Genomic DNA, 25104 nt, shown 5'->3' with positions numbered 1-25104 from the left:
GGAATATGTGGTTTGAAACACTATTTTCATGACTTGAAATAGACAATTTAACTATGCTGGAAAACTTCTAAATAAATGTAGTTAAGTGTAGTTTGAATAATCAGGCCGTCTGAAAGAGAAGAATACCCAAAAGAAGGAATGAAATATGGCCGGAAAAACCTATCCGCTGTTGGCTACATCATTGACTGCCGTATTCGCATTGTCAGCGTGCAGCCGCGATGTCAAGCCTGCTCCTGAGTTTAAGCGTACCGATTATGAGCGCGTGGTAGTCAGCAACGGCGTCGAGCCGGGTACGCTGGATCCTCAGATGAGCGGTGATATGGCGGCCGGTGCGATTATCCGTCAGTTGATGGATGGTTTGGTCGGTACGGATGCCGAAGGCAAAACCATTCCTGCTTTGGCGGAAAAATGGGAGAGCGAGGGCGAGCGTGTTTGGACCTTCCATCTGCGTGATGCCAAATGGAGTAATGGCGATCCGATTACTGCCGAAGATTTCGTGTACAGCTTCCGCCGTCTTGCCGATCCGGCCACCGGCGCACCTTTCGGCAGCTATTTGGTCGATGCCCAAGTGGAAAATGCGGAAGATATATTAAACGGCAAAGCCAAGCCTGAGACATTGGGCGTCAAGGCATTGGACGCGAAGACCCTGCAATTTACGTTGATTGCGCCTGTACCTTATTTCCCTGATATGCTGATTCAGCAATTCACTTTTCCGGTTCACCGCGCCACTGTTGAAAAATACGGCAACAAGTGGACGCAGCCCGGTCATTATGTTTCCAGTGGCGCTTATCTGTTAAAGGATTGGAAAGTCAACAGCCACATCAATATGGAACGCAATCCAAATTATTACGATAAAGACAAAGTAGCCATTCCGAAGGCGGTTTTCTTGTCAGGCAGCGGCGAGTACAACCGTTATCGCGCCAATGAAATTGATGTAACTTACGGTATTCCCAGTGACCAGGTCAAAGTGGCGGATATTGAGTTTCCGGGACAAGTGAAACGTACAACTTCTTTGTGTAGCTGGTATTTGGAGCCGAACCACGAAGCGGCGCCGTTTAATGATCCGCGCGTCCGCAAGGCGCTCAATATGCTGACGCGCCGCGACATCGTCGTCAAAGTGGGCGGCCGTGGCGATACGCCTGCGTTCCAATTGACGCCGCCGCAAATGCAGGGCGTGATTCCTGTTTATCCAGAGTGGAAAGAGTGGACGCCTGAAAAACGCATCGAAACCGCACGCAAACTGTTGAACGAAGCAGGCTACAACGATGACCATCCGCTTGAGTTCGATATTTTGTACAGCACCAGCGAAGCGTCTAAAAAACAAATTACTGCCGTGCAGTCGGTGTGGAAGGCCGCCATTCCGTTTATCCGTCCGACTTTGTCCAACGAGGAATGGAAAACTTATTTGGATACGCGCGCGCAAGGCAATTTCAAGGTTTCGTTCAGCGGCTGGTGTTCCGATTTCAACGATCCGGCGGGTATGCTCAATATCTTGAAATCCAACAACTCAAACAATGCATTCCGCTACAAAAGCGCGGCGTTTGACACATTTATGAACAATACGCTGAAAGATGGTGTCAGCAAGGAAGCGCGCAGCCAGCTTTATGCCGATGCGGAGAAGCAGCTTCAAGAAGACGCTGCACTGATTCCGCTGTATCATCAGGTTGAAGTGCGTATGGTCAAACCCGATATTATCGGCTATTCCGACAAAGACCCTTTGCGGAACTATACGGTCAAGAGCTGGTCGTTCGCACCGAAAAAATAGATTGATTATAGACAGTACAAGTTTTCAGACGGCATTGATGACAGAGGCCGTCTGAAACAACAGGAGACATAACACATGAAATCTGTACAACAACGTTTGTCCGCTTTACGCGAAGCCATGAAAAAACATGGTGTGGACGCGTTTGTCATTCCTTCCGCCGATCCGCACCTTTCCGAATACCTGCCCGAGCATTGGCAGGCACGTCGCGATTTTTCCGGCTTTACCGGTTCGGCCGGTACTTTGGTGGTAACCGCCGATAAAGCAGGCGTGTGGACGGACAGCCGCTATTGGGAACAGGCAGGCCAACAGCTTGCGCCAAACGGCATCGAGCTGCAAAAAATGGGCGTTGATGCGCCTTATACCGAGTGGTTGGCACAAAATCTGCCCGAGGGCGCAGTCGTCGGCGCGCCTGCCGATATGTTCGCACTCAGCGGCGAGCGCGGTTTGAAACAGGCACTTGCCGCCAAAAACATCCGCCTCGAATATCCTGAAACTTTGTTGGACGAAGTGTGGGACGACCGTCCTGCATTGCCGACTCCGGAAATCTACGTTCACCATCCCGACTATGTTTCCGAAACGGCGGCCGAAAAATTGGCCCGTATCCGTGCGGCCATGAAAGAGCAGGGCGCAGATGCGCATTTGGTTTCTTCTTTGGACGACATCGCTTGGATTACCAATCTGCGCGGCGATGATGTACCGTTCAACCCTGTGTTCTTGTCCCATCTGTTTATCAGTCAAGACAAAGCCGTATTGTTTACCGATGCAGGCCGTCTGAAAGCCGAATCTGCCGAAGCCTTGAAAGCGGCAAGTTTTGAAGTTTTGCCTTATGCGCAAGCGGCGGACTATTTGGCAGGCGTTAAGGGCGCATTGCTGATTGATCCGAACAAAACTGCTGTCGGTACTTTGCGCCGCCTGCCTGAAGACGTTCGTTTGATTGAAGCCATCCACCCAAGCACATTCTTCAAATCAGTCAAATCTGATGCCGATATCGCCCATATCCGCAATACCATGGCGGAAGACGGCGCGGCATTGTGCGGCTTCTTTGCCGAGTTTGAACAAATCTTGGCAGACGGCGGCGAATTGAGCGAGCTGGATATCGACGGCATGCTCTACAAACACCGCAGCCAACGTCCCGGCTTTATTTCGCCAAGTTTCGATACCATCGCGGGCTACAATGCCAATGCCGCCTTGCCTCATTACAGTGCGACACCAGAAAACAACAGTAAAATCAAAGGCGACGGTATGCTGCTGATTGACTCCGGCGGCCAATACTGGGGCGGTACGACCGACATCACGCGCGTGGTTCCTGTCGGCAATCCGAGTGCGGCCATGAAACGCGATTACACTTTGGTGTTGAAGGCGCATATTTCTCTGGCTGAGACCATTTTCCCTGAAAACATCAAAGGCCCGATGATTGATGCCATCTGCCGCAAATCGCTCTGGCAGGCACAATGCGATTATGGTCACGGTACCGGTCATGGCGTGGGCTATTTCCTCAATGTGCATGAAGGCCCGCAAAGCATTGCCGTTGCCGCCGTGCCGCAACCGCATCACGCGATGCAGTCAGGCATGCTGACTTCCAACGAGCCGGGTCTTTACCGTCCGGGTAAGTGGGGTATCCGTATCGAAAGCCTGGTAATCAACCGTCCGGTTGAAAACCCTGAGGAAACCGAGTTCGGCAAATTCCTGTATTTTGAAACCGTTACCCTCTGCCCAATCGATACGCGCCTGATTGATACCAAACTGATGACCGGCAGCGAAATCGAATGGCTGAACCAATATCACGCTGAAGTGCGCCGCCGTCTCGAGCCTTTGACAGAAGGCGCGGCCAAAGCATGGCTGATCGAACGCACCGAACCTTTGGCGCGTTAATGTGAAAGGCCGTCTGAAACGGCGGATACAAAGTTTCAGACGGCCTTATAACAACAATTATCTAAAAACTAAAAAAACCTTACCCGACTCCGAATAAAAACAATAACCCGGTCGGAATAGAGAGAGAAACCGGCGCGGCGACGTTAAAGATGCCTGCTGCCATTCATCCGATTTCCGCTTCAGGTCAGCTTTGTTTTCACGAGTCCGGTATGTTCAGACAGGACAGCCTGATTATGTTGAAATTCATCATCAAACGGATATGTGCTTCCATCCCGACCATGCTGGTGTTGATTACCGTATCTTTTTTCCTGATGCGGCTTGCACCGGGCAGCCCGTTCACAGGTGAACGCAATTTGCCGCCTGCGGTCATGGCCAACATCGAAGCCAAATACCACCTCAATGATCCGATGTACCTCCAATATTTCCACTACCTCAAGCAGTTGGCACAGGGGGATTTGGGGCCGTCGTTCAAATATAAAGATTTCAGCGTTAATGAGTTGCTTGCCCAATCCCTGCCGGTATCGGCAGAACTTGGCTTCTACGCCTTTTTGATTGCCGCTATCTTCGGCATGTTTATCGGCATTATCGCCGCCTTAAAACAAAACAGCTGGCTGGATTATGCGCTGATGAGCGGTGCGATGACCGGTATTGTCGTTCCCAGCTTTGTGATGGCGCCGGTATTGGTGCTGGTGTTTGCCGTCAGACTGCAATGGCTGCCTGCCGGCGGCTGGAACGATGGCGCACTGATGAATCTGATTTTGCCCGTTGTTACTTTGTCCATCGGTTATGTGTCCAGTATTGCGCGGATTACGCGCGGCGCGATGATCGAAGTATTGAACAGCCCCTTTATCCGCACAGCACGCGCCAAAGGCCTGCCCATGAGCCGCATCATCCTGCGCCATGCGCTGCGTCCCGCCATGCTGCCGATTGTTTCTTTCTTAGGTCCGGCATTCGTCGGCATCATTACCGGCTCCATTGTGATTGAAAACGTGTTCGGTATTCCCGGCGTCGGACAATTGTTTGTCAACGGCGCGCTCAACCGCGACTACGGCATGATTTTGGGTTTGACGATTTTGGTGGGCATCATGACCATTTTGTTCAACGCCATCCTCGATATTCTGTATGCCATTATTGACCCGAAAATCCGTTATTAATCCCATTTGCGCAAAGGCCGTCTGAAACGTTCAGACGGCCTGAAGAAAGAATAAAAAGCGAGAGAGAGCATTATGTTATTTAAAAAGAAGCAGACTCAGGCCCTTGCAGAGGCAGCAGAATACGCCCAAGTACACGGCAAAAGCCTGTGGAGTGACGCATGGAGGCGTTTTAAACAAAACAAAGCGGCGGTGTACAGCATTATCATCCTGTTGCTGATCAGCATTTTTGTGATTGTGGCGCCATGGATTGTCCGTTACACCTACGACTTCACCGACTGGGACAATATGCAGATTCCGCCGTCCTTTTCTACCCATCACTATCTGGGTACGGACTTGCTTGGCCGCGATTTGCTGTCGCGCGCGGCAACCGGAGGACGTATTTCCTTGCTGGTCGGTGTGGCCGGCGCATTGGTGGCCGTTGTCATCGGTACGCTTTATGGCGCGATTGCCGGATTTATCGGCGGTAAGCTCGATTCGCTGATGATGCGCTTTTTGGAAATTTTGAACGCGTTTCCGTTTATGTTTTTCGTGATTCTGCTGACCACATTCTTCGGCCGCAACCTGCTTTTGATTTTTGCCGCCGTGGGTTTGGTGTCTTGGCTGGACGTGGCGCGTATCGTGCGCGGTCAAACCTTGAGCCTGAAGCACAAAGAGTTTGTCGAAGCGGCGCGTGTGAGCGGCGTGGCAAAACGTAAAATCGTAACGCGCCACATTATTCCGAATGTTTTGGGTGTGGTGATGGTGTATGCCTCTTTGCTGGTACCGGGCATGATTATGTTCGAATCCTTTTTGAGCTTCTTGGGTTTGGGCGTGCAAGAGCCGATGACCAGTTGGGGTTCGATGTTGCAAGAAGGTGCGATTTCGATGGAAGCTGCACCATGGCAGCTGCTCGTGCCGAGTTTCTTCTTGGTAACCACTTTGTTCTGTTTCAACTTTATCGGCGACGGCCTGCGCGATGCGCTCGACCCGAAAGACCGCTAAACCGCAACCAAAAGGATAATCAAAATGACAAAACAGTTACTGGTTGTAGAAAATCTGGACATCGATTTTGAGCTGCATGAGAAAACCGTTCATGCCGTGCGTAATGTCAGCTTTAAAGTGGCAGAGGGCGAAACATTGGCTTTGGTCGGCGAGTCCGGATCGGGCAAGTCCGTAACCTCCATGTCCGTTATGCGCCTGTTGCCTGAGAAATTTGCCCGCTACGGTAAAGATTCGCGCATTACTTTTGACGGCATTTCCATCTTGGATGCCGATGAGAAAACCCTGCGTGATTTGCGCGGCAACCGCATCAGCGTGATTTTCCAAGAGCCGATGACCTCGCTCAATCCGTTTATGCGTATCGGTGCGCAACTGATTGAAGCGGCGCGTGTACACAATAAAAAGCTCAGCAAAAAAGAAGCAGGGCAGAAGGCATTGGCATTGCTGGAGCGTGTGGGCATCAAAGAAGCCGAGCGCCGCATGAAACAATATCCGCACGAGTTTTCCGGCGGTCAGCTGCAACGGATTATGATTGCCATGGCGCTCATCAATGAACCCGACCTGTTGATTGCCGATGAGCCGACCACTGCTTTGGATGTAACCATTCAAGCCGAGATTCTCGATTTGCTCCACGATTTGCAACAGCAAATGGGCATGGCGATTATCTTCATTACCCACGATTTGGGTTTGGCGGAACACTATTCCAAAACCGTCTGCGTCATGCGCAACGGCGAAATTGTCGAGCGCGGCAAAATCAAAGACGTATTTGCCCATCCGAAACACGAATATACCGCCGAACTCATCAATGCCATTCCAAAAGGCATGAAAGAGCCGGAAGAAAACAACGCCGGTGTGTTAATCGATGCCGATAATGTCAATGTTTCTTTCGTATTGAAGCAAAACTTTTTCGGCAAGCCGCTCAAAACTTTTGACGCCGTCAAAGGCATCAGCTTCAAAATTAAAGAAGGCGAAACATTGGGCGTTGTCGGCGAGTCCGGTTCCGGCAAGTCCACGCTGGGCAAAGCCGTCATGCAGATGCTGCCTTATACCGGCCATATCTCCTTTGAAGGCAAAGACCTGAAAAACTATACCGCCGAAGAAGCACGCCGTCTGAAATCGCAACGGCAAATTGTGTTCCAAGATCCGTTCGGTTCGCTTTCCCCACGTTTGACCGTTGGCGAAATTATTGGCGAAGGTTTGACGGTTCATCATCCTGAAATGACCAAAAAAGAACGTATCCAACGCGTTTTGGAAGTCATGAAGGAAGTGTCCCTGCCGCTTGACGCGCTCAACCGTTATCCGCATGAATTCTCCGGCGGCCAGCGTCAACGTATCGCCATTGCACGCGCCGTTATCCTGCGCCCGAAATTCATCCTTTTGGATGAGCCGACTTCTGCACTTGACCGCTCCGTACAATCCAAAGTGGTCGAACTTTTGCGCGATTTGCAGAAGAAATACGGCCTGACTTATATGTTCATCAGTCATGATTTGTCTGTCGTGCGCGCCGTCAGCGATAATGTGATTGTGATGAAGCAGGGCGAAATGGTTGAGTACGGCAGCGCGGATCAGATTTTCCACCATCCGCAAAACGACTACACCAAACGTTTGATTAACGCCGCGTTTGATTTGTAGAAAAAGCAAAGGCCGTCTGAAGTAGTTTTCAGACGGCCTTTGCTTTTGTATTTGGTTATAAACAGGGAAGGGGTACTTGGATAGGTATAAAGTTTAAAAGTCCGTCTGAAACCAGATAGGGAAGTTTCAGACGGCCTTTTGTTTATCGATAATGTTGACCCGTCAACATAAACTTAAATTTCAAAAGGACAAAAATAAAAAAAGACTTGAATCAATCAAGTCTTTATATCCTTATCAAGGATGGCGGAAGCGGTGAGATTCGAACTCACGGAGGGCTATCAACCCTCGACGGTTTTCAAGACCGTTGCATTAAACCGCTCTGCCACGCTTCCGTTCTTGAAGCCGTAATACTAATGGAACTTACGGCCTTTGCCAAGTGGTATTTTAAGGAAAATATCTAGTATTTTGTTTTTATTTGGATTGTTCTTCACGCATGAATACCCATTCGGCTTCGTTTGAAGCTGCTTCATTGAATGAATAGCCCTCGTAGTCGAAATTTTTGAGCATTTCAGGCTCGGTAATGCCGTGTTCTGCCGCGTAGCGCACCATCAAACCGCGCGCACGCTTGGCGTAGAAGCTGATGATTTTGTATTTGCCGTTTTTCTCGTCTTTAAAAATCGGCGTAATCAGGCGTGCGTTGAGTTTTTTGGTGTTGATGGATTTGAAATATTCTTGTGAGGCGAGGTTGATTAAAACGTCGCTATCGGCCTGCTCCAGTGTTTGGTTGAGCAGGTCGGTAATTTTATCGCCCCAAAATTCGTAGAGGTTTTTACCGCGCGAGTTGGCAAAGACCGTGCCCATTTCCAAGCGGTAGGGTTGCATCAAGTCGAGCGGGCGCAGTACGCCATATAAGCCGGAGAGCAGGCGGACGTGTTGTTGCAGGTAGTCGATTTGTTCCGGTTTGAGCGTATCGGCGGCGATGCCTTCATAGACGTCGCCGTTGAACATAAATACGGCTTGTTTGGCGTTTTCAGGCGTAAACGGCGTGTGCCATGCGACATTGCGTTCGGCATTGAGCAGGGCGATTTTGTCGGAAACATGCATCAGCTCGGCGATTTGTTGGGGGGCAAGCTGACGCAACTCCTGCATCAGGATTTCTGCTTCGGGTAGAAGGTCGGGCTGGGTAAAGCTGCTGACGGGGGAGGGGTCTTTTTCGTTGAGGTTTTTGGCTGGGGATAAGACAAAAAACATAATAATTTCGGCTTTAAAATGAATAATGTGTGTGATTGTAGGTTTAAAATCGGGGAAGAACAAGATGGGAGAAACGCATTAATTGAATGCTTTTATTGAAACGTATTTCTGTTGAAAGTAAAATTCGAAGCTTCCACCTGTTTCTGACATTTCTATTTGAGGAGAATATCATGTCTAAAACCATTATCCATACCGACAAAGCCCCTGCCGCGATTGGTGCATACAGCCAAGCAGTCCGTGCAGGCGATACGGTTTATATGAGCGGTCAGATTCCTTTGGATCCGGCTACGATGACTGTGGTCGGCGATGGCGACTTCCGTGCCGAAGCAGTGCAAGTATTTAAAAACCTGCAAGCCGTAGCCGAAGCGGCCGGCGGTTCTTTGAACGATATCGTCAAACTCAATGCTTATTTGACTGATTTGGCCAACTTTTCCGTATTCAATGAAGTGATGGCTGAATTTATCGAACAACCTTTCCCTGCGCGTGCGGCGGTTGGCGTAGCCAGCCTGCCTAAAGGCGTTCAGGTTGAAGCGGAAGCAGTATTGGTTTTAAATGCATAATTGATTTTTCAGACGACCTTGGCTGGGCTTGAGGCCGTCTGAAAATAATAACAACGGAAAACAATAATAATGGCACATTACGCAATCGGAGACATTCAAGGCTGTTTTGATGAGCTGACTTTGTTGCTTGCCAAAATCGGCTTTAATCATGGTACGGACACTCTTTGGCTGGTCGGCGATATTGTCAATCGCGGCCCGAAGTCCTTGGAAACCCTGAAATTTGCCAAAGAGCATGACAGCAGTGTGCAAATGGTTTTGGGTAATCATGATTTACATCTTTTGGCAGTCGGTTGCGGTGAAGGAACGCTCAAGCGCAGCGATACGGTTGAGCCGATTTTGACCCATCCCGATAGTCATGCCATGCTTGATTGGCTGCGTCATCAACCGCTTTTGGTACGCGGCGACAGACATGTGATGGTGCATGCCGGTATTTTGCCGCAATGGTCGGTTGATAAAGCCGAAATCCTTGCCCGTGAAGCTGAGGATGAATTGCAAGGTAAAAAGTACAGGAAATTTTTTGGCAAAATGTACGGCAACAAGCCGACCGAGTGGACAGACGATTTGACAGGCTATGAGCGTCTACGCATGATTATCAACGTCTTTACCCGTATGCGTGCGCTGACGTACAAAGGCGAATTGGATTACGAATATAAATCCACTTTGAAAAAAATGCCGCTTTACCTGCGCCCTTGGTTTAAAGCGCCCGATAGACAAAATTTGGATTATATTACCGTGTTTGGGCATTGGTCGTCATTGGGCTACGTTAATACCGATCAGGTCATCGCTTTGGACACCGGTGCGTTGTGGGGCGGAGAGCTGACAGCGGTCAATTTGGATACCAATGAAGTGATACAGGTACCGTCGTTGGGCGGATTGGATTGGAAAACGGCATTGAAATAGTTTGGATAAGATAAAAGGCCGTCTGAAATGTTTCAGACGGCCTTTTTGTATTGTTTAATCCAAAGAAGGCAGGAGTTTGTCCGGATTCATGATGCCATAAGGATCAAGCTGATTTTTGATGGCATGCATCAGAACGAGTTCGGCCTGTGTACGCACGCGGGGCAGCCAATGTTTTTTGATGATGCCTACGCCGTGTTCGGCGGCAATCGTACCGTGGCAGGCAAGGATGTTTTCATAAACAATGGTATTGACGGCGTCTTCGTATTGGTAGGCTTCGTTGCTCAATACGTTGGGCAGGAATATATTGTAATGCAGGCTGCCGTCACCTAAATGTCCGAAGCAGACAATTTGTATGCCGGGAAAGCGGGTTTCCAAGGCAGGGGCGCATTGGCGGACAAAGGCGGCCACTTGGGCGATAGGGACGGCGATATCGTGTTTGATGCTGGTGCCGAGTTTGCGTTGGGAAGCAGAAATATTTTCACGCAAGGTCCATAAGTCGGAGCGCTCTTGCTCGGATTGCGCCAAGATACTGTTTTCCCACCCGTTTTGATAGAGAAATTCGGCAAGTTTTTCATCCAGTCCGGCATCGGGAACGGAATCTGCAAGTTCAATCAAAATATGCCATTCCGCGTCGGCAGGCTTTTTGAGTTGGCTGAATTCCGAGGATAAATCGAGGGCAAAGCGGCTGATCAGCTCGAAGCTGGTCAAGCGTTCGGCAAAATGGCCTTGTACCGCAGTTAAAAGCGAGACGGCGGATTCAATATCGTCTAAACCTACCCATGCGGTCGCTTTGGTTTTGGGCTGGGCAAAGAGTTTGAGTGTGGCGGCGGTAATGATGCCCAATGTTCCTTCGCTGCCGATAAAAAGATGGCGCAAGTCGTAGCCGGTTGTGTTTTTGTGCAGGGGCTGAAGGTGGGAAACCAGTTCGCCGTTTGGTAAAACGACTTCCAAACCCAATACCAAATCACGCATGCTGCCGTAACGCAAGACATTCAAACCGCCGGCATTACAGGCGATATTGCCGCCAATTTGGCAAGAGCCTTCGCTGGCAAGACTGAGCGGAAACAGTCGTTCGGCTTCGGCTGCCGCCTTTTGAGCATTCTGCAAAATCACGCCTGCTTCAACCGTCATGCTGTTGTCGGCAAGGTTGATATCGCGTATGCGGTTTAGCTTGGAGAGGTTGAGCAGTACGCCCTCGGTGGTTACCGTTGCGCCGCATAATCCGGTATTGCCACCTTGCGGGGTTACGCGGATACGGTTCTCAAAGCAGAAACGCATGATTTTCTGCACGCTTTCGACAGAGTTCGGCTGTAAGACAATATCTGGAGAAGAAACAAAACGGCGGCGTTGGTCGTTTAACAAGGCCGGAGTGGCTTCGATGATTTCAGAGGCGGAAAGAAACTCAGCAAAACGGTCGTGAAGGTGCATGGCAGTCAGGCGGAAAAGTCGGGAAGGGGGGGAGGAATGTAAAAAAGCAGGATACGCAATGGTATCCTGCTTTTTTTATATTCAAAAGAATATTATTTAGCAGCTTCAGAAGCGGCAGAAGCAGCAGCTTCAGTAGCAGATGCAGCAGCTTCAGTAGCAGAAGCAGCAGCTTCAGTAGCTTCGGTAGCAGCAGAAGCGGTAGCTTCAGTAGCAGAAGCAGCAGCTTCAGTAGCAGAAGCAGCGGCTTCGGAAGCAGCAGAAGCGGCAGAAGCAGCAGTTTCAGCAGCTTTATCAGCACCGCCACAAGCGGCCAAAGCTAAAGACAACAAAGCAGCAGCGAACAGAGATTTTTTCATTTTTAAGAACCTTTTTTAAATCGATTTAAACTAAAAATAGCCGTCAAACGGCCTGTACAGTAGAAATTCATTGCTGAATTTTTCAATATTATGCCCCACGGGATAGGTCAATGCAACGTTGCGTAACCGTTTGTTGGCTAAAATCAATACGAAAATAGTGAAAATAATGTAAATCATATTGGCGCGCGAAAAATCATCTAAAAATATTCATTATTAATGAAGATTTTAAAAATGTATTGTATTCAATGGGTTGTATATTTTTATTTGTTATTGGTTTTAAGGGTTCGGAATGTTTTTGCGTTTAGGGAAATTTTTGTAATTTAGCAACTTTGTGTTGTGAAAAAGCAACTTTTATGGATTGGAATCATTCAATTTTGTTTTTTATATGGACTTTTTTGGTTTTGTTGTGTTTGCTAAAAGTATTTGTTTAAGGTAAACCGATTGTTTAGTTACAGCTGTGATAGAATAGCCTGAACTTGACTTTATAAATATTGATTAAGGACGACATGATGTCTATTGTTAAAAATTCCGTAGTTTCCCTGCATTATGAAATGTATGATGCAAACAACCAGTTGTTGGACAAAACCGAAGAGCCGATTGCTTACTTGCATGGCGGTTATGACGGTATTTTCCCTTTGGTGGAAGAAGCGTTGCACGGCAAAAATGTAGGTGATACCGTTGAAGTGGCTTTGTCGCCCGATGATGCTTTCGGCGAGCAAGATCCTGAGCTGGTGCGCATTGAAGATGTCAGCGTGTTCCCTGTTGAAGTTGAAGTCGGCATGATGTTTGAAGCCGATGATCCGGAAACCGGCGATGTATTGATTTATCGTGTAACCGATGTTGCCGACGGCAAAGCCGTGGTGGACGGCAACCATCCTTTGGCCGGTATGAAAGTATTGTTCAAAGCGACTGTTGAGGGCGTGCGCGATGCGACTGAGGAAGAAATTGTCCACGGTCACGTACACGGTCCGCACGGTCATCACCACCACTAATCAGGCTTGAAGCATGATAAAGGCCGTCTGAAAAGGAATGAAACCTTCCTTTTCAGACGGCCTTTAAGTTTTTACAAGTCAGATAAACGGCAAATTTTGGCTCAGGTCAAATCAAGCGGGGAAATATGGGGTTTGTTAGAGACTACAATGAATTACATGTAACGGTGCGACAAAATCTGTATTAAGATTCAGATGTTGGTAAAACAGGCAGAATGCAATGAGTGAAACATTGGAGCAGCAGGCTGTAGAGGCCGGTATTGATTTAGGCTACCACGACATCAACGGTACATATCATGCGACCAAACCTGAAGTTTTGGAATCGATCGTTGCTGTTTTGGACAAAAGCAAACCGGATTCAGACGGCCTTTATCTGAATACGATGGTTGCGCATGAAAACGGCGAAGAATCTTTACAGATGCCGTCTGAATTTCATGGCGCTGAAGCGGTCGTATTGATTGATGAAGCAAATAAATGTCAGACCTTGACTTTGTATCCGGGCGACAACAATACGCTTTGGATTAAGCTGCCCCAGCTGGCTTGCGGTTATTACACTTTGTCGGCCGAGATCGGTGGTAAATGTTGCCTTGTACACCTGATTGTTGCGCCTGAATCGGTTTATCAGCCCAAACTGCTTGCCAATGGCGGTCGGATGAATGGTTTGACCATGCATTTGTACAGCCTGCGTTCCGAGCGCAACTGGGGCATAGGCGACTTTACCGATTTGCTGAACCTGATGAAATATGCGGCTGAGAAAAAGCTGGATTTTGTCGGTATCAACCCTTTGCATGCCTTGTTTACCAGCAAGCCTGCCTTTGCCAGCCCGTATAGCCCTTCTTCGCGCGAATGGCTCAATCCGATTTATTTGGATATAGAGAAAGTCGGCGCATTTACTTATAACGAGCAACTGAAAAACTGGCTGGCACAACCGAAAATCCGTCAGCGCATTGCCGCTTTGCGTGTTACGGAAACGGTGACTTATACGGCGGTTTGGGCATGCAAGCGTGATGCGCTACATATGGCGTTTAACGCGTTTGAACAAGATACTTGTGAAGCTGCGGCAAATGAACGCGCTGCATTTGAAGCTTTTGTATTAGAAAAAGGCAAGGCTTTGCAGGGCTTCGGTTTGTTTGAGGCTTTAGACCAGTATTACAGCCGTCCCGGACAAGTGGGTTGGCAGTCATGGCCGTCTGAATTTCATCAGCCTGATGGCGAAGCAGTAGAAAAATTTGCGCTTAGTCATGAGCGTGAAATCCGTTTTTATATGTGGCTGCAATGGCTTTGTGCGGAGCAGTTGCAAGAAGTCAACCAAGCCGCTGCCGAATACGGTGTCAAACTCGGTATTTACGGCGATTTGGCGGTCGGCGTGGCGCGAGGCAGCGCGGATACTTGGTTAAACCGCCAAGATTATTGTATGGACGTATCGGTCGGTGCGCCGCCCGATCCTTTAGGGCCGACAGGGCAGAATTGGGATTTGCCGCCGCTTAATCCGTTGATGTTGAAGCATACGGGCTATGAAAAATTTGCTCATCTGTTGCGCGAAAACATGCGCCTGTATGGCGTATTGCGGATTGACCATGTAATGGCATTGTGTCGTTTGTGGTGGGTGTTAAACGGTAAAACAGCAGATTTCGGCGCGTATGTGCATTACGATGCCGAAGTGATGTTTGCTATTTTGGCATTGGAAAGCCGGCGCAACCGTTGCGTCATCATCGGCGAGGACTTGGGGACGGTACCCGATCAAGCGCGTTATCTGCTCAACCGCTATCAAGTGTTCTCCTACAAGGTCATGTATTTCAGCAAGGGCTGGAACGGTTTTCAATTACCTGAAGAATACCCCGAGCAGGCGATTACGGTCATCAGTACCCACGATGTCGCGCCCTTGGCAGGTTATTGGACAGGCAAAGATTTGGATACGATGTTCAAACTCGGTACTTTGCCTGATGCAGCCGCTTTTCAGACGGCCTTGGATGAACGCGAACACGATAAAGCCGATTTACTGGACAAATTGAAAGAAACCGGCTGTCTGGGTGCGGACGTACAAATGCCGGTAAAAGCCGATGAAACCTTGCTGGCGGCTTTGCATAAATACGGCGCATTGAGTCGCAGCAAACTTTACGCCGTACAGTTGGAAAACCTACTGGGCGTCATCGACAATCTGAATGTCCCGGGTGTAACCGAAGGCTATCCGAACTGGGCGCAAAAAATGCCGGTTTCTTTGGAAGATTTCCTACAACACCGCCTCATGGGCGGCCAACTTGCCATTATTGACGAGGTACGCATGAAAACAAACAGCCAAATCAAGACTTATCATGAACTTGACCAAATCGAGCGCGATACGGTCGAAAGCCTGTTTCTTGCCACCCATAGCGATGTGTTCGCTTATTTGGGACGACACCGCCTTGCAGAGGGCGATGAAGTGGTACGCGTTTTAATTCCCGGCGCAGTAAGCGTGGATATTGTGAACCGCCACAGCGGCGAACTCATCGTGCCGTCTGAAAAAATTGATGAACGCGGTTTCTTTGTGGCCGTTTTGCCCGATGAGGCGCCCGATTACGCTTTGCGTATCCGTTACACCGAAGACACCGAGCCAGTGATTGAAGAAGACCCTTATCATTTCAGCTCTGCGTTGCAAGACATGGATTCCTGGCTGTTGGCCGAAGGCAAACACCTGCGTCCTTATGAGACTTTAGGCGCGCATTTTGCCGAGTTGGACGGTGTGAAGGGCGTACGCTTTGCCGTCTGGGCGCCCAATGCGCAACGCGTTTCCGTCATCGGCGAGTTCAACAACTGGGACGGCCGCCGCCATGTGATGCGTTTCCACCGCGACAACGGCATTTGGGACATCTTCATTCCTGCTGTCAAACTCAACGCCCTTTACAAATTTGAAATCCGCGATGCCAACGGCAATGTACGTGAAAAAGCCGACCCGTATGCTTTCGGTGCGGAACTGCGTCCGACCACGGCATCTATTGTGCGCGGCTTGCCTGACGAAGTCGAAGAACCGGCCTTCCGCGCCCATGCCAACGCTATTGATGCGCCGATCAGCATTTATGAAGTGCATTTGGGTTCGTGGAAACGCAATCCGGAAAACAATTTCTGGTTGACTTACGAAGAGCTCGCCAAAGAATTGGTGGCATACGTCAAAGACATGGGCTTTACCCATATCGAGTTTTTGCCTGTTTCCGAATATCCGTTTGACGGCTCATGGGGCTATCAGGCAACCGGTTTGTATGCGCCGACCAGCCGTTTCGGTTCGCCGGAAGAATTGCGCGCATTGATTAAAGCTGCGCACGATGCAGGCATCAGCGTTATCCTCGACTGGGTGGTCGGCCACTTTCCGACCGATGATCACGGCCTGGCCAAGTTTGACGGCACCGCGCTGTACGAACACGCCGACCCGCGCGAAGGCTACCACCAAGATTGGAACACTTTGATTTACAACTTCGGCAGAAACGAAGTGAAAAACTTCCTGCAAGGCAACGCCCTGTATTGGATAGAACGTTTTGGCTTTGACGGTATCCGCGTTGACGCGGTGGCTTCGATGATTTACCGCAACTATTCGCGCAAAGACGGCGAGTGGATTCCGAACCAATACGGCGGCCATGAAAACCTTGAAGCCATCGCTTTCCTGCGTGATACCAACACCATGTTGAAAGAGGAAGTTCCTGCTGCGACTGAAATCGCCGAAGAGTCTACTTCATTCGCCAACGTCACCCGTCAAGAAGGTTTGAACTTCAGCTTCAAATGGAATATGGGCTGGATGAACGATACTTTGCGTTATATGATGGAAGACCCCATCAACCGCAAATATCACCACAACAAAATGACTTTCGGCATGATGTACCAGTACAGCGAAAACTTCGTCCTGCCGCTTTCACACGATGAAGTCGTGCACGGCAAACGTTCGCTACTCGGACGGATGCCTGGTGACTGCTGGCAACAATTCGCCAACCTACGCGCCTACTACGGCTTTATGTACGGCTTCCCCGGCAAAAAACTTTTGTTTATGGGCAGCGAGTTTGCACAAGGTCGCGAGTGGAATTACAACGAAGGACTGGATTGGTTCCTGCTGGAGCAAGAGGGTGGCTGGCACAAAGGCGTACAAGACTTTGTGCGCGAATTGAACCATATCTATAAAGACACCGCGCCGCTTTACCAATTGGACCAATGGCCTGAAGGTTTTGAGTGGTTGGTTGCCGATGACGGCGACAATTCCGTATTCGTCTTCGAGCGACGCGACCGCGAAGGCAACCGCGTTATCGTGATCAGCAACTTCACGCCAGTAGTACGCGAAGGCTATCGCTTCGGCGTAAATTCTGCCGGCGAATACCGCGAAATTCTCAATTCAGACGACCTACATTACAAAGGCAGCGGCGTTTCTGCCGGCGCAACGGTGGAAACAGAAGAAGTTTGGTCGCATGGCAAACCAAATTCCCTGTCTGTTACCGTACCGCCGTTGGCAACCGTTTACCTGTATCAGGCGGCAGTCAAAGAAGAAGCGTAAATCAACTTTGAGAGTGGGCATCATGCCTGCCCAATCAGCTGAAAATTAAAAGATAGTGATATCAATATGATTCAAGGCCGTCTGAAAGATTTTCAGACGGCCTTATATTGGACACGAAACCAAATACATACCAAGGAATCATTCTATGACTGCCAAATCATGGCATATCGAGGAAGGCAAGCCTTATCCCATGGGTGCGACCCTGACAAGCAAGGGCGCGAATTTCACCTTGTTTTCCATCAATGCCGAAAAGGTCGAATTGTGTCTGTTTGATAAGGATAAAGAAACCCGTTTGGAGATGCCTTCGCGGCGCGGTTCGGTATTTTACGGATTTGTGCCGGATGTTAAGGCAGGGCAGCGATACGGTTTCCGCGTGTATGGACGTGAAAACGCAGAATACGGCTCATGTTTCAATCCCAACAAATTACTGATTGATCCGTATTCCAAAAAAATTGACGGCAAACCAAGCTACCGTACCGCCGAAGAAATGGCATGGTTCAGACCGGAAGATGAACGCGACAATGCCGCCGTTGCGCCGAAAAGCGTCGTGATCGGACGCAGCCGATTCAATTGGGCCAAAGATTGCCGTCCGGAAATACCGTGGGGCAAAACCGTTATTTATGAAGCCCATGTCAAAGGGTTTACCAAGCAATTCCCCGATTTGAAATATGCAGGCACTTATAAGGCCTTGTGCGATAAACGGGTTTTGGCCTATTTGCAAGAGTTGGGGGTAACAACGGTCGAGCTGCTGCCGATTCATTATCATCTGGACGAATACCATCTTCAGCAGATGGGCTTGAGCAATTATTGGGGCTACAACACTTATTCTCATTTTGCCGTCGAGCCGTCTTATGCCGACAATCCCGAGCGTGCGGCGGCGGAGTTTAAACAAGCGGTCAAAGCCCTGCATCAGGCAGGTTTGGAAGTGATTTTGGATGTCGTGTACAACCACACGGCAGAACAGGATGACAAAGGCCCGATGCTGTGTCAGCGCGGTATCGACAACACCTTATGGTATTGGCACACCCCTTACGGCAATTATGAAAACTGGTCGGGTTGCGGCAATACGCTCAATATTGTCCGGCGCGACGTTACCCGTTGGGCGGCAGACAGCCTGCGCTATTGGGCTGAAGAGTTTCATGTTGACGGCTTCCGTTTCGATTTGGGAACCGTATTGGGACGCGAACCCGATTTCCAATCGTACGGCCGTTTTTTTCAAGTCCTGTATCAAGACCCGGTTTTGGCCGGTTTGAAACTGATTGTCGAAGCATGGGACATCGGCGAGGGCGGTTATCACTTGGGCAATTTCCCTCAACCTTTTGCCGAATGGAACGGTCGTTTCCGCGATGATATGCGCGCGTTTTGGTCATGGGAAAGCGGCAATTTGGGTGCATTTGCCGAACGTTTGGCCGGGTCGTCCGATATTTTCAACCACAGCGGCCGCCACCCGTCTGCCAGTATCAACTTCATCACTGCACACGACGGCTTCACTCTGCGCGATTTGGTCAGCTACAACGAGAAACACAACGAAGCCAACGGCGAAAACAACCGCGACGGGCATAATGAAAACATCAGCTACAACCACGGCGTAGAAGGCGAAACCGATGATGAAGAAGTTTTGCTCAACCGCGAATACACCTCCAAAGCGCTGCTTGCCTCCTTATTTTTATCCAACGGTACGCCCATGCTTTTAGCCGGCGATGAGTTCGGCAACAGTCAGCAAGGCAACAACAACAGCTACTGCCAAGATAATCCGATTACATGGTTGGATTGGCAAAATGAGCCTCATGAGTTGCAAAATTACACTCAAGAGCTGATACGCGTACGCAGCCGAATCAAGCTGCTGACAGATGATTGCTGGTGGGAAAAAGAGCGTGTGCAATGGCTCAATGCCGACGGCAGCCCAATGACGGAATATTGTTGGCACAATAGGGGCAGCAAGGCGATTCAGATTGTTTTGGACGACGAATGGCTGTTGTTGGTAAATGCCAAACGTAGTCGTCAGTTATTTAATCTGCCTCAAGGTAATTGGGAAATTTCTTGCGTACCATCAGAGAAATTAAATTACGAAGAATCAGGAAAATGTGTTGTTGAGCATATGGGGATTTGGATTTTACATAAAACAAATTAAATGAGAATCAAACTATTGGTTGGTTAATTCTTTGATATTTTGTCGGTATTTGTTCATTTTTGGCTTGGTGGTATAAATTGAAAATGCCGATAAGATGATGAATGGTTTAATTGTTAATTGAATGTTTTATAAAGAAAAATATATCCTTTTTTTAAATCTTTCCGCTATAATCCCCTTAGTTTGTAACAAATCTACGCACCATTCCTTTCAGACGGCCTGTTGCTGTTGTCAGGCCGTCTGAAAACCGAGTTTCGTTGTTTTTAATAAAACCATCAGGCGCGTTGTCCAGTGCCTCACGCTAGAGAAAGGCTTCCATGGCTAAGAAAAAACTCCCCATCTCCGGTTACGATTATGTAATGCCTAAACCGGACGCCGAAACCATCCGTAAATCCATCGTTTACAAGCTGATTTTCATCTTGGGCGTAGATCCGAAGGAGGCAACTTCACACCAATGGCTCAACGCCGCCATGCTTGCCGCGCGTGACCTGATTGCGGAAGATTTCCTCAAAACACGCCGCGCCCACATCGACAACAGCAAACGCATGGTTTATTACCTGTCTATGGAATTCCTGCTCGGCCGTTCGTTTGTCAACGCGCTGATTAACGAAGGCGTTTACGCCGAATTTGAAGAAGCCTTCAAGCAACTGGGCAAAGAATTTGCCGATGTCTGCGAACAAGAAGAAGATCCAGGTTTAGGTAACGGCGGTTTGGGCCGTCTTGCCGCCTGCTTCCTCGACTCTTTGGCAACCCTGCGCATTCCGGCCATGGGCTACGGCATCCGTTACCAATACGGTATGTTCAAACAAGAAATCGTGGATGGACAACAAGTTGAAAAACCCGATTTGTGGCTCGACCAAGATTTGGCATGGCAATTTGCCCGTCCGAACAAACAATATTCCGTCCGTTTCGGCGGTCAAGTATTGAACTTGGGCGACAAAAAAGAATGGCAGCCGAGCGAAGAAATTTCCGCTTGGGCATACGATGAAATCATTCCGGGCTATGGCGGCGAATGTGCCAACCCATTGCGCTTGTGGACCGCACACGCAGGCAACCTGTTTGACCTTGCCGACTTCAACCGAGGCGACTATGCCTCTGCCGTTCGCGCACAAAACAGCGATGAAAACATCTCACGCGTCCTGTATCCGAACGACTCTACCGATTCCGGCCGCGAATTGCGCCTGAAGCAAGAATACTTCTTGGTTTCCGCTTCCGTTCAAGACATCGTTGCACGTCACAAATGCCGTTTCCCAAGCATCCGCACTTTGGCGGACGAAGTCGCCATCCATTTGAACGACACCCATCCGGTGCTCGCTATTCCAGAATTGATGCGCATCCTGATTGATGAAGAGGGCATCGCATGGACTGAAGCATGGAATATGTGCTGTAAGATTTTCTCTTACACCAACCACACATTGATGAGCGAAGCCTTGGAAACTTGGCAGGTTGACCTGATGGGCCGTCTGCTGCCGCGCCACTTGGACATCATCTTTGAAATTAACGCTTACTTCCTCAATGCCTTACGCGCCATCGGCAACTTCGACGACGACTTTGTCCGCCGCGTATCCATCATTGACGAAACCCACGGCCGTCGCGTCCGCATGGCATGGCTTGCCGTGATCGGTTCGCACAAAGTCAACGGCGTGGCAAAAATCCACTCCGATTTGATGACCACATCCATCTTTGCCGACTTTGCCAAAATATTCCCAGAACGCTTTACCAACGTAACCAACGGCGTAACCCCGCGCCGCTGGATCAACATCGCCAACCCGGGCCTGACCAAATTCTTGGACAAACATCTAGGCGACGAAGACTGGCGTCTGCATTTGGACAACCTGACCAAGCTCAACGACAAAGTGGACGATGCCTCCGTACAGGCAGAATTCGGTGAAGTGAAAAAAGCCGCCAAAGAGCGCCTTGCCAAATACATCGAAACCGAGCTGGGCATCAAAGTTAACACCGATGCACTTTTCGACATCCAAATCAAACGTATCCACGAGTACAAACGTCAAGCATTGAACGTGATGCACATCGTTGACCGCTACAACAAAATCTTGGAAAACCCAGATTTCGATTGGCAGCCGCGCGTGTTTATCTTTGCCGGTAAAGCCGCTTCCGCCTATTACATGGCGAAGAAAATCATCCGACTGATTAACGACGTTGCCAAAGTCATCAACAACGACCCCCGTATCCGTGACCTGATTAAAGTCGTTTACATCCCGAATTACAGCGTCAGCCTTGCCCAAATCATCATCCCGGCCGCCGATTTGCACGAACAAATCTCACTGGCAGGTACAGAGGCATCCGGTACCAGTAACATGAAATTTGCCCTCAACGGCGCAATCTGTATGGGCACACTGGACGGCGCGAACGTTGAGATTTTGGAAAAAGTCGGCGCGGACAACTGCTATATCTTCGGTAACACCGTAGAACAAGTCGAAGAAATCCGCCGCAACGGTTACGACCCGTTGAGCTATATCGAGCGAGACAGCGACCTGCGCCGCGTCGTCAACCAAATCAGCCAAGGCACTTTCTCTCCGGAAGAGCCAAACCGCTACAACGACGTGTTGCAACCATACGGCGACTTCTATCAACTGATGGCCGATTTCCGCAGCTACATCGACACGCAATACAAAGCGGACGAGCACTACCGCAACGTATCCGCATGGCGCAAATCAGCCTTGATCAACATCGCCAACATGGGCTTCTTCTCATCCGACCGCTCCATCGCCGACTACTGCCGCGATATTTGGTACATCAAACCATTGAGCGAAAAAGAATTGCCCAGCAGAAATTAAGCGTTGAGCAGATAGCGAAAGCCGATACATCGGAAAGGTGTATCGGCTTTTTTCAGACGGCATGAAATAGAAACGAGTAAAACAGTATGGTTGTATCGCTGTTTTAGCGTATTTCGAAATGACTCAATTTTAAAATCGATATTTAAAATTTAGTAACCATTCATTCTGACGGTAGCGGTAATGTGCTGTATTGCTATGGGAGATTGAGCGTCTGAAACGAAATTCAGGATACACGCCTTTAAGGTTCCACTGCGGAAAGCCCACAGCGGCTATCATTATGTATTGATTGTCGCGCCGCCGTTTGTTGTCGCTGACAAAACTTGCCGCATCATAAAGACTGCGGCGGTGAAGCAGGATGGCGTTGAGGTAAGTACCGCTTGAAAAAAAACTATACGCTCCCAGCCGTGTTGTATATTCCTTGCTGGAAGAAGATTTTTCGGGATAGGCTTTGCGTGTTGCATCAAAGTTGGCGAACAGGCCGCTTTTCGATGTGAGAGAAAATTCTGTCCCCGCGCCCAGTTCGTATTGTTTGTAGTCGGCAAAATAATCTTTGCTTTGTCCGCTGTATCCGGTCTTTTTCGCTCCGGCACGGGCATTGACACGCCAGCGCGGGGAGAGTGTGCGCGACCAGTCGGCATCCACACCCCATGCGCGGTAGTGGGTGTGGCGGTTGCGGAAGTCGTATTCGAAATAGGGCAGCAGGGAAAAGGAGGAGCGTGTGTCGGCATAGGCATATCCCGCGTACAGCGAACTGTTGTGATAGCTGTAATCCGGCATGGCTGTCGAATCTTTGTCTTTTTCCGTGTAGCGGTTGCCGTACAGTACACCGCGCACCAGTACACCGTGATGCCCTTTGAGCGGGATGGTTTTTTCGGCGGTCGCGCTATAGGATGAGAAGGTCGAATCCGTTGGCGCGGGCAGGGTGCGCTCCATCAGGCACATGCCTGAGATTTCCCACACGCATTGGTTGATGCCGTTGCCTTGGTTTACATTGCTATTGTAGCCGTAGCCGAGGCTGATTTGGCCGTGCCAGCGGCGGCGTTTGCCCAGTTCGGACAGATAGTTTTCCACGATGGGGCGGGTTTCAGCAGGAATATCCGTTTTCAGAACTTTCTCAAACGCGGCGGCGGACTCTTTGTTTTGGTTGTCTTCGGCATAAAACCGCCCCGCTTCGAGCAGCAGGCGGGGGTTGTCGGGTTCGGCTTCCAAGGCCGTCTGAAAACTGTTCCCCGCCGCGTGGAAATCCCCTTCGTCCCGTTTTTGCAGCGCATCAGCCAAATGAATCAGCGCGGGTTTATGCTGGGGCAGTTTGGCGTAGCGGGCAGCGAACTGGCGCACCTTGTGCCACTGCCGCGCGTTGAGGGCGTGGTAAATCGCGCTTTCCAACTCTTCCGCCGTGTCGCCGACTTGGTAGACTGTACCGTCTATCATGATGTAGTCGTCGTTTTCTCCCACTTCCCCGTGTGCCTGCTCCGTGTCCAGCCAGCCGCTTTCGCGGTATTGCTGCGTTTGGCGGCTGCCCTCGTCCAGCAGGCGGCGGCGTTCGTCCGCGGCATCGTCGGACGGGGCGGCAAGGCAGACCGTACAGAGCGGTAGAAAAAGCAGGCAGAAGTGGTGTTTCATGGGATAGGGTCCTTTGGGCGGGGAGGCCGTCTGAAAGAAGTCAGATTCGATAAAACCAAAGCGGGATGCAGACTATGGTCAAGCTGCATCCCGTTGTATTCTTGACAATTTGGGCTTATTGTTTGCGACCGCCGAAGGCTACATCTTTATCTGCTCCCGCGCGATCCACGATACCGGCCAAGGCTTCCGCACTGTTGCCGTAGAAACGGCCGGTAATATGTTCGTTCACCTTGCCGTTGTCAAATGTGCCGTTGCTCCGAATATTGGTACCGGCGAAGTTTACACTGTCACCTGGACGGGAGATACTGCCTGTCAGTGAACCTGACCCTGTCCCGTAATTAGCGGTAAGTGTACCGGTGTAGAAATCGTTGCGGCCGGGAGTGTGTTTGTTCACGCCCAATACATTGTATTTAGCATTAACGAGCTTCGGCATATTTCGGGTCGGATTGTCGCCTACATACCAAACGGTGCGTTTGCCGTCCGCCATATTCAAATCCGTACTGTTTTGCGGCGGATTGCCTTTGCGCGGTGCCCATTCGCCGAAGAACACGTTGCCGTCGCTGCCGTTCATACCCGGCACCTTGGCGATGACTAGGCCGCCGAACTTGGGTGCGGCGGGAATGGCCGGGTTGGCCATCTGGCGCACGCTGTATACTTCGGTGTTGTTGTGGCGGTTTTCATACCACACCTGTCCCAACGGCGGATTATAGAACCAGCCGATTACCGGTTTCACATCCTTTAAGGTCAGATAATGCGGATTGCGCGTGCCGTCCACATTGGCATAGGGGTCGTTGCCGTTAATCGGAACTTTCTGTGTGCCCTGTTTATATTTGATACCGATATGTTTAACCGGGCCGTCTTCCAGATTGATGGAGTTTGACCAACTATGGCCGTTGTCGGTACTGAATGCTAAGCCTGCCTTGCCAGCACCGAAGGGCTGCCAACTGGAGGTACCTGGTTTGACCGTTATCCAATAGCCATCCTTTCTTTTTTGACTTGAACCACCTTCCGGAGCGGCGACGGCTGCGCCAAAAACACCGCACAGCGTCGCGGCCAACAGGGTTTGTTTGAAGATAGACATGATAAGTCTCCTTTTAAACATTAAGTGAATAACAACAAACATCCGCTTTATTGCCGCCGGCTGGCGGAAAAAACGGCAAAAAGCCTTCCCCTGCGGGGCGGTTTGGTTTGTGTATCCCTATGTCCGGCGCGTTTGCCGCACC

16 protein-coding genes and 1 tRNA gene are annotated in these 25104 nt (G+C 49.8%); 11 read left to right on the top strand and 6 right to left on the bottom strand.

Annotated elements, in window-relative coordinates; translation table 11 throughout:
• Window positions 1–145 precede the first annotated feature (145 nt).
• The 5 genes from CYJ98_RS05830 to CYJ98_RS05810 all read left to right on the top strand — a co-directional run bounded on the left by CYJ98_RS05830 (window position 146) and on the right by CYJ98_RS05810 (window position 7401).
• A complete protein-coding gene (locus tag CYJ98_RS05830) occupies window positions 146–1765 on the top strand; it encodes an ABC transporter substrate-binding protein (protein WP_070823478.1) in 1620 nt (539 codons plus the stop codon).
• Between the two features lie 75 nt (window positions 1766–1840).
• A complete protein-coding gene (locus tag CYJ98_RS05825) occupies window positions 1841–3637 on the top strand; it encodes an aminopeptidase P family protein (RefSeq protein ID WP_049331283.1) in 1797 nt (598 codons plus the stop codon).
• A 233-nt stretch (window positions 3638–3870) separates the two neighbouring features.
• Window positions 3871–4791, top strand: coding sequence for an oligopeptide ABC transporter permease OppB (gene oppB / locus CYJ98_RS05820; RefSeq protein ID WP_036490316.1), 921 nt, complete (start codon window positions 3871–3873; stop codon window positions 4789–4791).
• 72 nt (window positions 4792–4863) lie between these two features.
• Window positions 4864–5772 carry an oligopeptide ABC transporter permease OppC gene (gene oppC, locus CYJ98_RS05815; RefSeq protein WP_003683112.1) on the top strand — a complete coding sequence of 303 codons (909 nt, stop codon included), beginning with the start codon at window positions 4864–4866 and terminating at the stop codon, window positions 5770–5772.
• Between the two features lie 24 nt (window positions 5773–5796).
• Window positions 5797–7401: an ABC transporter ATP-binding protein gene (locus tag CYJ98_RS05810; RefSeq protein WP_101755382.1), complete on the top strand. Its 1605-nt coding sequence runs from the start codon at window positions 5797–5799 to the stop codon at window positions 7399–7401.
• 241 nt (window positions 7402–7642) lie between these two features.
• On the opposite strand, the gene CYJ98_RS05805 is transcribed toward CYJ98_RS05810, so the two are convergent.
• Window positions 7643–7733: transfer RNA gene (locus CYJ98_RS05805), tRNA-Ser, on the bottom strand.
• A 79-nt stretch (window positions 7734–7812) separates the two neighbouring features.
• On the bottom strand, window positions 7813–8592 hold the full coding sequence (gene yaaA, locus CYJ98_RS05800; protein ID WP_101755383.1) for a peroxide stress protein YaaA: 780 nt from the start codon (window positions 8590–8592) through the stop codon (window positions 7813–7815).
• A gap of 170 nt (window positions 8593–8762) precedes the next feature.
• On the opposite strand from yaaA, the gene CYJ98_RS05795 reads away from it, so the two are divergent.
• Both CYJ98_RS05795 and CYJ98_RS05790 read left to right on the top strand, forming a co-directional pair.
• Window positions 8763–9152, top strand: a complete 390-nt coding sequence (locus CYJ98_RS05795; RefSeq protein WP_101755430.1) for a RidA family protein — start codon at window positions 8763–8765, stop codon at window positions 9150–9152.
• Window positions 9153–9221: 69 nt separating this feature from the next.
• The gene (locus CYJ98_RS05790; protein ID WP_101755384.1) at window positions 9222–10052 is read left to right on the top strand and encodes a symmetrical bis(5'-nucleosyl)-tetraphosphatase; all 831 of its coding nucleotides are present in this window, start codon (window positions 9222–9224) and stop codon (window positions 10050–10052) included.
• 54 nt (window positions 10053–10106) lie between these two features.
• Here the strand turns inward: CYJ98_RS05790 and CYJ98_RS05785 are convergent, their stop codons facing one another.
• Both CYJ98_RS05785 and CYJ98_RS05780 read right to left on the bottom strand, forming a co-directional pair.
• Entirely contained in the window at window positions 10107–11480 is a 1374-nt protein-coding gene (locus CYJ98_RS05785; protein ID WP_101755385.1) for an FAD-binding oxidoreductase, read from the bottom strand.
• 92 nt (window positions 11481–11572) lie between these two features.
• Complete coding sequence (locus CYJ98_RS05780; protein WP_049333183.1) at window positions 11573–11836, bottom strand: hypothetical protein; 264 nt, start codon at window positions 11834–11836, stop codon at window positions 11573–11575.
• A gap of 509 nt (window positions 11837–12345) precedes the next feature.
• Here CYJ98_RS05780 and CYJ98_RS05775 point away from each other — a divergent pair.
• The 4 genes from CYJ98_RS05775 to CYJ98_RS05760 all read left to right on the top strand — a co-directional run bounded on the left by CYJ98_RS05775 (window position 12346) and on the right by CYJ98_RS05760 (window position 22258).
• Window positions 12346–12828: an FKBP-type peptidyl-prolyl cis-trans isomerase gene (locus CYJ98_RS05775; protein ID WP_101755386.1), complete on the top strand. Its 483-nt coding sequence runs from the start codon at window positions 12346–12348 to the stop codon at window positions 12826–12828.
• 217 nt (window positions 12829–13045) lie between these two features.
• On the top strand, window positions 13046–17332 hold the full coding sequence (gene glgB, locus CYJ98_RS05770) for a 1,4-alpha-glucan branching protein GlgB (protein WP_101755387.1): 4287 nt from the start codon (window positions 13046–13048) through the stop codon (window positions 17330–17332).
• A gap of 145 nt (window positions 17333–17477) precedes the next feature.
• Entirely contained in the window at window positions 17478–19463 is a 1986-nt protein-coding gene (gene glgX, locus CYJ98_RS05765) for a glycogen debranching protein GlgX (RefSeq protein ID WP_101755388.1), read from the top strand.
• Between the two features lie 314 nt (window positions 19464–19777).
• Window positions 19778–22258: a glycogen/starch/alpha-glucan phosphorylase gene (locus CYJ98_RS05760; RefSeq protein WP_063068232.1), complete on the top strand. Its 2481-nt coding sequence runs from the start codon at window positions 19778–19780 to the stop codon at window positions 22256–22258.
• Between the two features lie 129 nt (window positions 22259–22387).
• Here the strand turns inward: CYJ98_RS05760 and CYJ98_RS05755 are convergent, their stop codons facing one another.
• Window positions 22388–23881, bottom strand: a complete 1494-nt coding sequence (locus tag CYJ98_RS05755) for a surface lipoprotein assembly modifier (protein ID WP_063068231.1) — start codon at window positions 23879–23881, stop codon at window positions 22388–22390.
• 115 nt (window positions 23882–23996) lie between these two features.
• Window positions 23997–24962, bottom strand: coding sequence for a Slam-dependent surface lipoprotein (locus CYJ98_RS05750; protein ID WP_063068230.1), 966 nt, complete (start codon window positions 24960–24962; stop codon window positions 23997–23999).
• Window positions 24963–25104: the final 142 nt, after the last annotated feature.

Origin of the sequence: Neisseria perflava, assembly GCF_002863305.2 — a bacterium.
Lineage (GTDB): Bacteria > Pseudomonadota > Gammaproteobacteria > Burkholderiales > Neisseriaceae > Neisseria > Neisseria perflava_A.
This window is presented reverse-complemented; position numbering and strand designations above follow the sequence as displayed.

Coding starts and splice junctions, on each gene's coding strand:
- CYJ98_RS05825 (WP_049331283.1), top strand. CDS start 1,841: ATGAAATCTGTACAACAACGTTTGTCCGCTTTACGCGAAGCCATGAAA.
- CYJ98_RS05785 (WP_101755385.1), bottom strand. CDS start 11,480: ATGCACCTTCACGACCGTTTTGCTGAGTTTCTTTCCGCCTCTGAAATC.
- CYJ98_RS05790 (WP_101755384.1), top strand. CDS start 9,222: ATGGCACATTACGCAATCGGAGACATTCAAGGCTGTTTTGATGAGCTG.
- CYJ98_RS05755 (WP_063068231.1), bottom strand. CDS start 23,881: ATGAAACACCACTTCTGCCTGCTTTTTCTACCGCTCTGTACGGTCTGC.
- CYJ98_RS05780 (WP_049333183.1), bottom strand. CDS start 11,836: ATGAAAAAATCTCTGTTCGCTGCTGCTTTGTTGTCTTTAGCTTTGGCC.
- oppB (WP_036490316.1), top strand. CDS start 3,871: ATGTTGAAATTCATCATCAAACGGATATGTGCTTCCATCCCGACCATG.
- oppC (WP_003683112.1), top strand. CDS start 4,864: ATGTTATTTAAAAAGAAGCAGACTCAGGCCCTTGCAGAGGCAGCAGAA.
- CYJ98_RS05775 (WP_101755386.1), top strand. CDS start 12,346: ATGTCTATTGTTAAAAATTCCGTAGTTTCCCTGCATTATGAAATGTAT.
- CYJ98_RS05760 (WP_063068232.1), top strand. CDS start 19,778: ATGGCTAAGAAAAAACTCCCCATCTCCGGTTACGATTATGTAATGCCT.
- CYJ98_RS05810 (WP_101755382.1), top strand. CDS start 5,797: ATGACAAAACAGTTACTGGTTGTAGAAAATCTGGACATCGATTTTGAG.
- CYJ98_RS05750 (WP_063068230.1), bottom strand. CDS start 24,962: ATGTCTATCTTCAAACAAACCCTGTTGGCCGCGACGCTGTGCGGTGTT.
- glgX (WP_101755388.1), top strand. CDS start 17,478: ATGACTGCCAAATCATGGCATATCGAGGAAGGCAAGCCTTATCCCATG.
- CYJ98_RS05795 (WP_101755430.1), top strand. CDS start 8,763: ATGTCTAAAACCATTATCCATACCGACAAAGCCCCTGCCGCGATTGGT.
- CYJ98_RS05830 (WP_070823478.1), top strand. CDS start 146: ATGGCCGGAAAAACCTATCCGCTGTTGGCTACATCATTGACTGCCGTA.
- yaaA (WP_101755383.1), bottom strand. CDS start 8,592: ATGTTTTTTGTCTTATCCCCAGCCAAAAACCTCAACGAAAAAGACCCC.
- glgB (WP_101755387.1), top strand. CDS start 13,046: ATGAGTGAAACATTGGAGCAGCAGGCTGTAGAGGCCGGTATTGATTTA.